Source organism: Bradyrhizobium iriomotense, assembly GCF_018129405.1.
GTDB classification, from domain to species: Bacteria; Pseudomonadota; Alphaproteobacteria; order Rhizobiales; family Xanthobacteraceae; genus Bradyrhizobium; species Bradyrhizobium iriomotense_B.
Window position 1 is genome coordinate 17,922 of the sequence record NZ_JAFCLP010000029.1, and the last position, 13,364, is coordinate 31,285.

Annotated in this window: 10 protein-coding genes; 3 read left to right on the top strand and 7 right to left on the bottom strand. The window is 65.5% G+C overall.

The window, feature by feature from the left end; translation table 11 throughout:
• Positions 1-276: 276 nt before the first annotated feature.
• From JQ592_RS35320 to JQ592_RS35335, 4 genes are all read right to left on the bottom strand, one after another.
• Positions 277-516 carry a DUF6894 family protein gene (locus tag JQ592_RS35320; RefSeq protein WP_211407323.1) on the bottom strand — a complete coding sequence of 80 codons (240 nt, stop codon included), beginning with the start codon at positions 514-516 and terminating at the stop codon, positions 277-279.
• Positions 517-678: 162 nt separating this feature from the next.
• Positions 679-1,278: a hypothetical protein gene (locus JQ592_RS35325; RefSeq protein WP_211407324.1), complete on the bottom strand. Its 600-nt coding sequence runs from the start codon at positions 1,276-1,278 to the stop codon at positions 679-681.
• Positions 1,279-1,391: 113 nt separating this feature from the next.
• Positions 1,392-2,378: an acrylyl-CoA reductase (NADPH) gene (gene acuI, locus JQ592_RS35330; RefSeq protein WP_211407325.1), complete on the bottom strand. Its 987-nt coding sequence runs from the start codon at positions 2,376-2,378 to the stop codon at positions 1,392-1,394.
• A gap of 42 nt (positions 2,379-2,420) precedes the next feature.
• Entirely contained in the window at positions 2,421-3,671 is a 1,251-nt protein-coding gene (locus JQ592_RS35335) for an MFS transporter (RefSeq protein ID WP_211407326.1), read from the bottom strand.
• 333 nt (positions 3,672-4,004) lie between these two features.
• On the opposite strand from JQ592_RS35335, the gene nadA reads away from it, so the two are divergent.
• The 3 genes from nadA (at position 4,005) to nadC (ending at position 7,791) form a co-directional block, all read left to right on the top strand.
• A complete protein-coding gene (gene nadA, locus JQ592_RS35340; RefSeq protein ID WP_211407327.1) occupies positions 4,005-5,111 on the top strand; it encodes a quinolinate synthase NadA in 1,107 nt (368 codons plus the stop codon).
• 180 nt (positions 5,112-5,291) lie between these two features.
• Complete coding sequence (locus tag JQ592_RS35345; protein ID WP_211407328.1) at positions 5,292-6,902, top strand: L-aspartate oxidase; 1,611 nt, start codon at positions 5,292-5,294, stop codon at positions 6,900-6,902.
• 10 nt (positions 6,903-6,912) lie between these two features.
• Complete coding sequence (nadC, locus tag JQ592_RS35350) at positions 6,913-7,791, top strand: carboxylating nicotinate-nucleotide diphosphorylase (protein ID WP_211407329.1); 879 nt, start codon at positions 6,913-6,915, stop codon at positions 7,789-7,791.
• 185 nt (positions 7,792-7,976) lie between these two features.
• On the opposite strand, the gene JQ592_RS35355 is transcribed toward nadC, so the two are convergent.
• The 3 genes from JQ592_RS35355 to JQ592_RS35365 all read right to left on the bottom strand — a co-directional run bounded on the left by JQ592_RS35355 (position 7,977) and on the right by JQ592_RS35365 (position 13,161).
• Complete coding sequence (locus tag JQ592_RS35355) at positions 7,977-9,443, bottom strand: cell wall hydrolase (RefSeq protein WP_211407330.1); 1,467 nt, start codon at positions 9,441-9,443, stop codon at positions 7,977-7,979.
• 526 nt (positions 9,444-9,969) lie between these two features.
• Entirely contained in the window at positions 9,970-12,909 is a 2,940-nt protein-coding gene (gene ppdK / locus JQ592_RS35360) for a pyruvate, phosphate dikinase (RefSeq protein WP_211407331.1), read from the bottom strand.
• Positions 12,910-13,005: 96 nt separating this feature from the next.
• Entirely contained in the window at positions 13,006-13,161 is a 156-nt protein-coding gene (locus tag JQ592_RS35365; RefSeq protein WP_074077234.1) for a DUF3096 domain-containing protein, read from the bottom strand.
• Positions 13,162-13,364 lie beyond the last annotated feature (203 nt).

Consider the following 13,364-nt stretch of genomic DNA (forward strand, 5'->3'; position numbering starts at 1 on the left):
ACGAGAAATCCCGGTGAGACCTAGCAACGCACGAATGACCTGCGCCGCAATCGTCGCGACGCGACGACAGGGCGAAAGTCAGTTCATCAATGCTGGCTGGTTCTTATCGCCTCAGATTGCGCTCATAGTTGCAAGCAGGCGTTAACAGGAACCTACGTAAAACTACGCAAGCGCACCGGCCGCCCGTTATTTCTCCTGCAACCATCTGTTGCAGTGCGCGGGCACACTTCATGCTGCAGTGCGAACGCATCCGCACATCCAGGGATGGGCTTCGGCCTACTGCGGCACCACTGTCTCGCCCACGATGCTGATGCGGAACACGGGCTCCTTGTTCTCGTCGAGCAGCTCCATGCTCCACTTCGCATTCGGCTTCATGCTGCGCGCGATCCCGCCGAGCAGATTGGCGCAGACCTCGGTCATCTCGGTCCACGCGGCGGCGCGATCGTCGAACTCGTACGGCTGATCGGCGGCACCGGAGTAGCGACCGGTACTGATGCGGAAGAAGTACAGCGACATCGTTGAACCCTTGTCTCGGGCCGCGTCCCCCGGCCGTACGCAAACTGGGACGCGAACAACTACCAACGCATGAAAGCCGCCGTCCGTATGACTACGGCGCGGCGGCTTCATGTTCGATGAAAATATGCAACGGCAAGGCGCGGATGGCCCCGCGCCGCCAGCTCACTGGGTGGAGCGACGCAGCTCCAGCGGGCCTTCGTTCTTCGCAGGATCCGACCTGACTTCGGACTTCACCGGCTCGAGCCGGCCGCTCTCGACACGCGGCGTCTCGACGCGCGCGGCGACCTCGGTGTTCGGCGCGCCGACCGACCCGGTGTGCTCCGAGGAGCGCAGCGAACGCGGACGCGCCCCCGCGCGCGCCATCAGCATCTGATTGCCGCCCTGGTGATGGAAGTCGCAATAGGCGAAGCCCATGCCCGACACCGAGCCGCGGAAGCTGCGCTCGTCGGTCTTTTCCAGGTTGAAACAGGGCTCGAACGGAATGCCCTTGATCGAGGCGCAGACGTTCTGGCCGCGAATCTGGAGCGTATTACCGGGCAGGCGAAGATGGCGGACGGGACCCGAGCCCGAGAACTGCACCGCACCGGCGGCGCCGAGGTCGTCGAGAATGCGGCCTGCGCCGCGGGTGCCGTCGAAACAGGTGAAGGCGAACACCTTGCCGGCCACGAAGCGGCGCGCCTCGTCGGCGTTCATGCTTCCTGCAATGGCCGGCGCAAACGTCGCTGCCGCCGTGACAGCCCCCAACACAATACGCGCAAGCATGCTCTACTCCGAACCGACCCCCGCAGCGGGCGATGCCTTATCTCTTTACCCGCTGCTTACCATACTAACCAAGGCAACATTGAAGCAGCTTGGTTGGTAAAGTCTGAACGCCGTTAGAGAATTTTTACCACGACGCGGCCGCGGACCTGGCCGGCGAGGATTTTCGCGCCCCATCCCGGGACCTCGTCGAGCGAAATTTCCTGAGTGATTTCAGATAGTTTTGTCCGATCCAGATCGGAGGCCAAGCGCAGCCAGGCAGCTTTTCGCGGCTCGATCGGGCACATCACGGAATCGATGCCGAGAAGGCACACTCCGCGCAAAATGAAAGGCGCGACCGAAGACGGCAGGTCCATGCCGGCCGCGAGGCCACAGGCGGCGATCGCGCCACCGTATTTCGTCATCGACAGGAGATTCGCCAGCGTGGTCGAGCCGACGCTGTCGACGCCGCCCGCCCAGCGCTCCTTGGCGAGGGGTTTTGCCGGGGCCGACAATTCATTGCGATCGATGACCTCGGCCGCACCGAGGTGCTTGAGGTAGTCGGCTTCCGCCGCGCGGCCGGTCGAGGCGATGACGTGGTAGCCGAGCTTGGACAGCACGGCGGTGGCAACCGAGCCGACGCCGCCGGCTGCGCCCGTTACCACCACGGGACCGCTCTTCGGCGAAAGGCCGTGCTTTTCCAGCGCCAGCACGGAAAGCATCGCGGTGAAGCCGGCGGTCCCGATCGCCATGGCGTCGCGCGCCGACAGGCCCTGCGGCAGGGCGACCAGCCAGTCACCCTTCACCCGCGCCTTCTCGGCATAGGCGCCGAGATGGGTCTCGCCCATGCCCCAGCCGGTGCAGACGACCTTGTCGCCCGCCTTCCACTGCGGATGCGAGGACGCTTCGACCGTGCCGGCAAAATCGATGCCGGCGATCATCGGGAAGCGGCGCACCACCGGCGCCTTGCCTGTCAGCGCAAGGCCGTCCTTGTAGTTCAGCGTCGACCATTCGACGCGGACGGTGACGTCGCCCTCCATCAGTTCGGCTTCGTCGAACTGCGCGAGCTGCGCGGTGGTGCCCTTGTCCGCCTTGTCGACCCGGATCGCCTTGAATGTGGCCACGACTGCACTCCCTGACTTTGTTTGTCGGGGATGTTTAGCCGATCAGGCCGGCTGCGCAACCGCTCGCTGAACCGGTTTCTCCACGATCGGAAGGTTGATCAGCGCCGAGAGCACGCCGAACAGAATCGAGAGCCACCAGATCGGCGTGTAGGAACCGAACTTTTCGAACACGATGCCGCCGAGCCAGACGCCGAGGAAGCCGCCGACCTGATGGCTGACGAAGGCAAAGCCATAGAGCGTCGCGAGCCAGCGCGTGCCGAACATCAGCGCCACCAGCGCCGAGGTCGGCGGCACCGTCGACAGCCAGGTCAGGCCGGAGATCGCGCCGAACGCGATCGCCGAGAACGGCGTGATCGGGAACGAGATGAAGGCGAGCGTCGCAAGTGCACGCGTGAAATAGATGGTCGAGAGGATGTAGCGCTTGGGCAGATAGTTCTGGAGGTAGCCGACGCTGAGCGAGCCGATGATGTTGAACAGGCCGATCGCCGCGATCACCCAGCCGCCGGTTTGCGTCGAGATACCGCGATCGACCAGAAAGGCCGGCAGATGCACGGTGATGAAGGCAAGTTGGAAACCGCAGGTGAAGAAGCCGAGCACGAGCAGCACATAGGAGCGGTGACCGAAGGCTTCCGCAAGCGCCCTGGTGAAGGTCTGCTCATCCGCTTGCGTCGTACTGCCGGTCGCTGCGACCGGCGGCGTGGAGAGCGCCAGCGACAGCGGAATGATCAGCAGCATCAGGAAGCCGAAGACGGAGAGTGCCTGCTGCCAGCCGAAATTGTCGATGAGCGCGACGCCAATGGGCGCGAACAGGAACTGTCCGAACGAGCCCGCCGCGGTGCCGGCGCCGAGCGCAAGCCCACGCTTCTCGGCGGGCAGGAGCTTGCTGAACGCCGACAGCACCAGGTTGAACGAGCAGCCGGCGAGACCAAAGCCGACCATCACGCCGGCACCGACATTCAGTGACAGCGGCGTCGAGGAGTAGCGCATCAGGAGCAGGCCGCCGGCATAGAGCAGAGCACCGACGCACATCACCCGAAACAGGCCGAAGCGGTCGGCGACCGCGCCGGCGAAAGGCTGGCCCAACCCCCACAACAGATTCTGCACGGCGATCGCGAGACCGAACACGTCGCGGCCCCAGGCGAACTCGTGGCTCATCGGCTGCACGAAAAAGCCGAGCGCCGAGCGCGGGCCGAAACCGAGCATGCCGATGGCACAGCCGCAGAGAATGATGATCGCCGGCGTGCGCCAGGTGGAACGGGAGACCGGACCGAGCTCGCCAATTGATGTCGACATGGTGTGCTCCTTGTCTGTTTGTTGGCGGTCCGGGATAGGCAGCCGCGAGCCAGCTCGTTTAATGCATTTGCATGAAAACCCCAAGTCAAAAGCGGCTGCATTCCACGAAGGGCTGTTGCGGGAGCATTGCATTTCAATGAGGCCTCGCCTGACGCGATCTGACGGGAATGTGTGGGACAGGGACTGGCGATCTCCAGCCGAGCGTGCTATCTTTGATTTGCTCATATTGAGTATATTTGGGTATCAGTGAAGTCCATTCCGGCCCTTGGGCCGGATTACTCAGGCCCACAATATACTCACTTTGAGCATAAATGGCATGCAAGGGAGGCTTCGATGCCGATCACTGGAATTTACGGCCCTGACGATTTTGCCGCCCGGCCCCAGGGCAAGGTCACCACCTCACCCCGCGGCACGCCGGCGCGAACGGTTTCTTCGCTCCCGATGCCTTCGCTGGAATGGACTGACGACGTCGAGCGCGCCACCGCGCCGCTCTATGAGCGCGTCAAGCACGTGATCCCGCCGATCGAGTGGCCGCTGATGGCGCCGACGATTCACGCGATCAACGAGCTGAAGCAGGCCCGCGGCGCGGTGATCCTCGCGCACAATTACCAGGCGCCGGAGATCTTCCACTGCGTCGCCGATATCGGCGGCGACTCGCTCCAGCTCGCGGTCGAAGCCACCAAGGTGAAGGCCGGCATCATCGTGCAATGCGGCGTCCACTTCATGGCGGAGACCTCGAAACTGCTCAACCCGGAGAAGACGGTGCTGATCCCGGATTCGCGTGCCGGCTGCTCGCTCGCCGCCAGCATCACCGGCGCCGACGTGCGGCTGCTCCGCGAAAGATTCCCCGGCGTGCCTGTCGTCGCCTATGTCAACACCTCGGCGGAGGTGAAGGCCGAGGTCGACATCTGCTGCACCTCGTCGAACGCGGTGCAGGTGGTCGAGAGCCTGAATGCGCCGACTGTGATCTTCCTCCCCGACCGTTACCTTGCGACCTACGTCGCCTCGAAGACCGACGTCAAAATCATCGCCTGGAAGGGCGCCTGCGAGGTGCACGAGCGCTTCAAGGGCGAGGAGCTGCGCGCCTTTCGCGAGGCCGATCCATCCGTGCAGATCATCGCGCATCCCGAATGTCCGCCGGACGTGCTGGCGGAGGCCGACTTCACCGGCTCGACCGCGCACATGATCAACTGGGTGCGCAACAAGCGGCCGCGGCGGCTGGTGATGATCACGGAATGCTCGATGGCCGACAATGTCCGCGCCGAGCTGCCTGATGTGGAGATGCTCCGCCCCTGCAATCTCTGCCCGCACATGAAGCGCATCACGCTCGCGAATATTTTGCAGAGCCTGCTGACGCTCGGCGAGGAAGTCACCATCGATCCCGCGCTCGCGGTGCGCGCGCGGCGCTCGGTGGAGCGGATGATCAATCTGAAGAACTAGCAACACACTCGGTGTCGTCCCGGCGCAGGCCGGGACCCATAACCACAGGAAGTTGTGGCTGCGAAGAACGACGTTGAACAGCTTCGCGCAACAACTTCCGCCGCGGCGTATGGGTCCCGCCCCCCCCCGTGCGCAATTGCGCACTAGGCCGGGACGACGGCAGAGAGCTTGGAGACAGAGATGACTACAAACAACATCCACAACCTCACCCGCTCGACCGACGACGTCATCATCGTCGGCGGCGGCCTGGCCGGACTATTCTGCGCGCTGAAGCTCGCGCCGCGGCCGGTGACGCTGATCTCGGCGGCACCACTTGGACAGGGCGCGTCGTCCGCGTGGGCGCAGGGCGGCATCGCGGCGGCGGTGGCCGAAGGCGACACGCCGGAAGCACACGCCGCGGATACGATCGCGGTCGGCGGCGGCCTCGTCGACGCAGCCGTCGCTCTCGGCATTGCGCGCGAAGCCGCACCGCGCATCCATGACCTTCTCGCCTATGGCGTGCCGTTCGACCGCGACCTCGAAGGCAGGCTGGCCGTGGGGCGGGAAGCTGCGCATTCAGCCCGGCGCATCGTGCATGTGCGCGGCGATGGCGCAGGCGCTGCGATCATTGCGGCACTGAGCGAGGCAGTACGCCGCACGCCGTCGATCCGCGTCATCGAAGGTCTGGTCGCGGAGTCGCTGCTGACCGAGGATGGCGCCGTCACTGGCCTGCAGCTGCGCGACGCCGGCAATGTCGCTGCACGACCGGTCCTGCTCGCCTCGCGTGCGGTGGTGCTGGCGACCGGCGGCCTCGGCCATCTCTACGCCGCCACCACCAATCCGCCCCAAGCCAGCGGCTCGGGCCTTGCGATCGCCGCCCGCGCCGGCGCTGACATCGCCGATCCGGAATTCGTCCAGTTCCATCCCACCGCCATCATGGTCGGCCGTGATCCGGCGCCGCTTGCGACCGAAGCGTTGCGCGGCGAAGGCGCAACGCTGATCAACGCCCATGGCGAGCGCTTCATGCCAGCGCGTCATCCGCTCGCCGAACTCGCGCCGCGCGACATCGTGGCCCGCGGCGTGTTCGCCGAGATCGCGGCCGGGCGCGGCGCCTTCCTCGATGCACGGGAGGCGCTGGGCTCGCGTTTCGCCGACAAGTTTCCGACGGTGCATGCGAGCTGCATCGCCGCCGGCATCGATCCCGCGAGGCAAACCATCCCGATCGCACCGGCCGCGCATTACCACATGGGCGGTATTGCCGTGGACGCGCGCGGCCGCAGCTCGATCGAGGGGCTCTGGGCCGGCGGCGAAGTATCGTCCACCGGCGCACATGGCGCCAACCGCCTCGCCTCCAACTCGCTGCTGGAGGCGGTGGTCTACGCTGCACGCATTGCCGACGACATCGCCGGCCGCACGGTGCCCTCGCCTGCCCACCTTCCCGACGCATTGGCGACGCCACGCGGCGGCACGCCGGATGCAGCGGGCGTGACGCGGCTGCGCGCAATGATGAGCACGCATGTCGGCGTGATCCGCGATGACGACGGGCTTGCAGAAGCCGTGCGCCACTTCGCCGCGCTCGAACGCGAGGCTGGAAACATCGGTGTCCGCAACATGGCGATCTCAGCCCTGCTCGTTGCCGCTTCCGCCTGGGCGCGGCGTGAGAGCCGCGGCGCGCATTTCCGTTCCGATCATCCAGCCGACAACCCCGCGCTGGCGCAGAGAACGATGACCACGCTCGCCGCAGCGCGCGAGGTCGCGGAAGACCTGAGCGAGCGCCCGCTGCGGCGCATTGCGCAACCCCTGATCGCCTGAAGGAGCCTCCATGATCATCCCGACCTCGCTGCTCTATCCCGATGCCTTCCTCTCACCGCTCGCGATCGAGGAGGCGGTCGATCGCGCCCTCGACGAAGACCTCGGCCGCGCCGGCGACATCACCTCGCTGGCGACGATCCCGGAGGCAACCAGGGCGCAGGCCATCCTGGTCGCGCGCCAGTCCGGCGTGATCGCCGGCCTGCCGCTGGCGCTGGCGACGCTGCAAAAGCTCTCGGCCGACATCGAGGTGCGCGCGCATGTCCGAGACGCCGCACGCGTTGCCCGCGGACAGCAGGTGCTGACGATCACGGGCCCCGCGCGCGCCATTCTCACCGCCGAGCGGACCGCGCTGAACTTTGTCGGCCGGCTGTCGGGCATAGCCACGCTCACGGCGGACTATGTCGCGCGCACCGAAGGCACGAAAATGCGCATCTGCTGCACGCGCAAGACCACGCCGGGGTTGCGGGCGCTGGAGAAATACGCAGTGCGCTGCGGCGGCGGCTTCAACCATCGCTTCGGCCTCGACGATGCGATCCTGATCAAGGACAATCACATCGCAGTCGCCGGCGGCATCCGTCCCGTGCTGGAGCGCGCCCGCGCCCATGCCGGCCATCTCATCAAGATCGAAATCGAGGTGGATACGCTGATCCAGCTGCGCGAGGTGCTCGACACCGGCCTCGCCGACGCCGTGCTGCTCGACAACATGGACCTTGCGACGCTGCGCGAGGCGGTGCGGATGAACGAGGGCCGCCTCAAGCTGGAGGCGTCAGGCGGCGTCACGCTGGACTCGATTGCGGCAATCGCCGCGACCGGCGTCGACTACGCGTCCTCCGGCGCCCTGACGCATTCGGCGCCGAATTTCGACTGCGCGCTGGACATCGAGGCGTAGTGTCTTCGCCTCTCCCCGCTTGCGGGGAGAGGCCGGAATGCGCGCGCAGCGCGGATTCCGGGTGAGGGGGAGTCTCCGCGAGTCCCACTCTCACCGTCCTCGCGGAGAGTCCCCCCCACCCCAACCCTCTCCCCGCAAGCGGGGCGAGGGAGCGCAGCTGCGCTTGTCGCGACAGCGCAATTATCTCACCGCCGCTCCGTGTTGCCCATCTCGGCCGAACTCTTGGCTTCCTGCGCGAGCGCGGCGGAGAGTGCGGCGGTCTGAGCCGGGGTGCCCCAGCTCGGCTCCTCGCTGCCGTCGCCCCAGTTGCGCGGCCGATAGAAGGTGTGCACGCCGGTCTTGTACATCTTCTTCATCTCGGCGACCCAGGACGGACGCACCCAATAGGCGTGGTAGTGCGTCGACTTGCCGACCTCGGGCAGCCAGATCTGGCCATCGAGCATCGCCTTCGAGATCTTCTTGGCGCGTTCCCACATCTCGGGCTCGCGGATCACGTCGGGATTGTTGTCACAGGCAAAGGTGAACTGGCAGGCGAAGTGGCGGTACTTGTTCTGGTAGACCACGCCGCACACTGTGTCGGGATATTTGCCGGAGAACACGCGGTTCATCACCACTTGCGCGACCGCCATCTGTCCGCGCACGGCCTCGCCGCGGGATTCGAAATAGACGGCTTCGGCGAGGCACTTTTCCGACTTCGCGCGCGACTTGTCGTCGAGCGCGAGCCGCTCCGCCGGCGATTTGGTGCGCTGATTGTCGGCGTTGACCTCGCCCTTCGGCGCGACGCTCTCGCCGCTCTCGACGTCCTTGGCGATCTCCGCCGTCGGCGGGGTCAGCGAGGCCGTGACCTTCATGTCGGGATCGGGCATCACGATCAGCGGCTCGGCGCCGGGCTGCCAGCTCTCGATGCTCTCGAGATTGCCGCCGAGCGAGGAATTGCCGAAGAACAGGCTCGATGTCTTGACGCTGAAGGGATCGCGCGCGGGCGTCGTCGGCGCGGTGGCCCGCTTCAGCGCCTCCAGCGGCTGCACCGCGAATGAACGTGCGACGTCGCTGGCCTGCGGTGGATTGGAATATTGCGGCAATGGCGGCGCGCGCAGCGCTTCCGCAAGCTCCGGGTCGAGCGCGGCCGCGGACTCAGGCGACATCGCTTGCGACATCGCTTGCGGCAGTGCAGCGGTCTTGGCGCCGAACACCGAGCTGTTCGACGTCGCGGGATCTTCCTGCGCTGGCATCGCTGCTGGCGCCGCAGTCTCGGGGACCGGCGCGGGCGTAGCCGTTGCGAGGCGATCACCCTTGAGAGAGCGATCGACCTTGGGAAAATCTGCAGCCTGATAGCGGGGCGGCGCCTGCAGCGCCGGATTGCGGCCGATCGCGCCGGTGACATCGCGGCCATCGATGCTTGCGAGGCGAACCATCGCGCTCTGCGGAACCGACGTGCCGATGGGACGGGAAAAACTGTAGGTGGCGAGCTGGATCGAGGACGCCGCGGAGAACACCTGCTTCTGCCAACGCTCGGCGACGCCGGGCTGACGCGCCAGCAGGGAGGCAATGTCCTGATAGCCGGTCTCTCTCGGCATCAATGCGAAGATGCAGAGACCGATGCCGAAGGACGCGAACCGCGCGCCCTTCGGATGGTTACGCAACACTGACATCAACACGCTCACGCTACGCTTACGCCAGAAAAATCGAACCGCAGTACGTCCGTGCAATTCGATCTTTATCGTAAGTATCGAATTTAGGTTGCCGCGGCGTTAATCGGCGTTGCGCGCGCGGCACACTCAAGCAATTGCAGGTGTTTTCACGGGGCGGCAATGCGCATTGGTAAATGCGGCCTCACGTAGAGCGGTAAACATCTGGTCAACGCGAATGGTGAAGGAACTCTTGCTGGCGCGTATCATTACGGGACACGCGTGGTGAGTTCCGGCGTTGCACGAGATGCCTCCACTACAACAGCTGTCATGCCCCGCGAAGGCGGGGCATCCAGTACGCCGCCGCCTATCGCTTCTATCACTACTGTCTCGGAGTACTGGATCGCCCGGTCAAGCCGGGCGATGACACCGAGTGTGTGGCTTGGGTTGCCTCGCTGCGCTCGCAATGACAGCGTGGAGAGAGCGGAGCACAAAATGAAAGAGGCGGAGCCAAGGCCCCGCCTCTCTCAACTCAATTCTTTGCTTCGGCTTACGCCTGGCTGGCGACCGCCTTGCCGAGCGCGGCTTGCGCCGCCGCAAGGCGTGCGATCGGCACGCGGTAGGGCGAGCAGGAGACGTAGTCGAGGCCGATATTGTGGCAGAAGGCGACAGAGGCGGGATCGCCGCCGTGCTCGCCGCAGATGCCGACCTTGAGCTGCGGGCGCGTCTTGCGGCCGCGCGCGACACCGATCTTGACCAGCTCGCCGACACCTTCCTGGTCGAGTGCGATGAAGGGATCGACCGAAAGAATGCCCTTCGCGACGTAGGGACCGAGGAAGCTCGCCGCGTCGTCGCGGCTGATTCCGTAGGTGGTCTGCGTGAGGTCGTTGGTGCCGAACGAGAAGAACTCGGCCGTTTGCGCGATCTCGCCCGCGAGCAGACAGGCGCGCGGCAGCTCGATCATGGTGCCGACCTGATAGGCGAGCTTGGTATTGGTGTCGCGCATCACCGCCTGCGCGGTGGCGTCGATCCGCGCCTTGACGAGATCGAGCTCGGCCTTGGTCGCGATCAGCGGCACCATCACCTCGAGGCCGACGGCCTTGCCGGTGCGCTTCTGCGCCTCGACCGCCGCCTCGAAGATCGCGCGCGCCTGCATCTCGGCGATCTCCGGATAGGCGATCGCGATGCGGCAGCCGCGGAAGCCGAGCATCGGATTGAACTCCGAGAGCTCGCGGGCGCGGTCGGCGAGGCGCCGCGGATCGGTGTTCATGGCGCGCGCCACTTCCTCGACCTCGGCGTGAGTGTGCGGCAGGAACTCGTGCAGCGGCGGGTCGAGCAGGCGGATCGTGACGGGCAGGCCCTTCATGATCTCGAACAGCTCGACGAAGTCGGCGCGCTGCATCGGCAGCAGCTTTGCGAGCGCGGCACGGCGCGACTGCTCGTCCTCGGAGAGGATCATCTCGCGCACCGTGCGGATGCGGGTCTCCTCGAAGAACATGTGCTCGGTGCGGCAGAGGCCGATGCCTTCGGCGCCGAACTTGATCGCGGTACGCGCGTCATCAGGCGTGTCGCCGTTGACGCGGACACCGATCTTGCGGACCTGATCGGCCCAGTTCATCAGCGTGCCGAACTCGCCGGAGAGCTCCGGCTCGATCATCGGCATGCGGCCGGCGAGCACCTGGCCGAGCGAACCGTCGATGGTGATGACGTCGCCGGTTTTGAAGGTGCGCGAGCCGATGCTCATGGTGCCGCGGCCGTAATCGACGCGGATGGTGCCGCAGCCGGAGACGCAGGGCTTGCCCATGCCGCGCGCGACCACCGCCGCGTGCGAGGTCATGCCGCCGCGGGTGGTCAGGATGCCTTCGGCGGCATGCATGCCGTGGATGTCTTCCGGGCTGGTCTCGATGCGGACCAGAATCACCTTGCGCCCGTCGCCCTGAAGCTTGGCCGCCTCGTCCGAGGAGAACACGATCTCGCCGGAGGCCGCACCCGGCGATGCCGGCAGGCCGGTGGCGATCACGTCGCGCTTGGCGTTGGGATCGATGGTCGGATGCAAGAGCTGATCGAGCGAAGCCGGATCGATCCGCGTCACCGCTTCCTTCTTCGAGATCAGGCCTTCATTGGCGAGCTCGACCGCGATGCGCAGCGCCGCCTTCGCGGTGCGCTTGCCGCCGCGGGTCTGAAGCATCCAGAGCTTGCCCTGCTCGACCGTGAACTCCATGTCCTGCATGTCGCGGTAGTGCTTCTCGAGCAGCGTGTAGATCCGCGTCAGCTCCTTGAAGGCCTCCGGCATCGCCGATTCCATCGACGCCTTGTCGGAGCCCGATTCTTTCCGCGCCTCCTCCGTGATGTCCTGCGGGGTGCGGATGCCCGCCACCACGTCCTCGCCTTGAGCGTTGATCAGGAACTCGCCGTAGAGCTTGCTCTCGCCGGTCGAGGGATTGCGGGTGAAGGCAACGCCGGTCGCCGAGGTCTCGCCCATGTTGCCGAACACCATGGCCTGCACGTTGACCGCGGTGCCCCAGGATTCCGGAATGTCGTGCAGCTTGCGGTAGGTCACCGCGCGCGCGTTCATCCAGGATGAGAACACCGCGCCGATCGCGCCCCAGAGCTGGTCGTGCGGATCCTGCGGGAATTCCTTGCCGGTCTCGCGCGCGACCGCGTCCTTGTACTTGCCGACCAGCTCGACCCAGTCGTCGGCCGACAGGTCGGTGTCGAGCGTGTAGCCCTGGCTGTCCTTGAACGAGTCGAGGATTTCCTCGAAGTGATGATGCTCGAAACCGAGCACCACGTCGGAATACATGGTGATGAAGCGGCGATAGCTGTCATAGGCGAAGCGGCGGTCGCCCGACAGCTCCGACAGCGCTTCCACGGTCTGGTCGTTGAGGCCGAGATTGAGCACCGTGTCCATCATGCCCGGCATCGAGGCACGCGCACCGGAGCGCACGGAGACGAGCAGCGGGTTCTTGGTGTCGCCGAACACCTTGCCGGTCAACTTGCCGACATGGTCGAGCGCCTTCTCAACCTGCGCCTGCAATTCCTTCGGGTAGGACTTGTCGTGTGCGTAGAAGTAGGTGCAGACCGAGGTCGGGATGGTGAAGCCGGGGGGCACCGGCAGGCCGAGATTGGCCATCTCGGCGAGGTTGGCGCCCTTGCCGCCGAGCAGGTCGCGCATCTCCGTCCGGCCTTCGGCCTTGCCGTCACCGAATGTGTACACCCATTTGCCGGCCTTGGCCGCGGCTGGCGCCGCCTTGACTGGTGCGGCCTTCTTCGGTGCGGCCTTGGCGGCAACCTTCGGCGCAGCCGGCTTGGTCGCGGCCTTCGCAGCCGGCTTCGCCAAGGGTTTGGCCACCGGCTTCGGGGCGCTCTTCAGGGCGCTCTTCAAGGCGCTCTTGGGAAGCGCCTTGCGGGCCGCCGGCACGGCTTTCGCCTTGGCGGAGGACTTTGATTTCGCTGGAGTTTTATTGGGCTTCGAGGCGGCTTTGGCCATAGCTTGCACACAACCTGCGAGAGGAAAGGGAAATCGCGGGCCTTACACCACTTTGGAGGGGCCCGCGCAAGTCGAACAGTTCCGGAAAATGAACCCCTAGAGATGGAGCCACTTCAGGAGCCCGAGCCCGATCGCACCGTTGATGATGAGAAAGATCGCGACGATCAGGTTGAGCAGCCGCGGCATGATCAGGATGAGCACGCCCGCAATCAACGACAGGATCGGCGAAATGTGGGCGACGGTGATGTGCATGAACTATCTTTCTGTGGAGGTGAGGCGAATCGCTGGCGGATCATAGCGGTCCCGGTTCCGCGAGTAGAGACGCGCAAGGCGCGATGCGAGTTCCCCCATTCGCGAAAACTGCCCGAAATTGCCGCGAATGCGGCGGGCATTTTCCCGGAACATTGCCAAGACGCATGCATTGGCAACGAGTCGCGCCACTGGCGCTTCCGAAA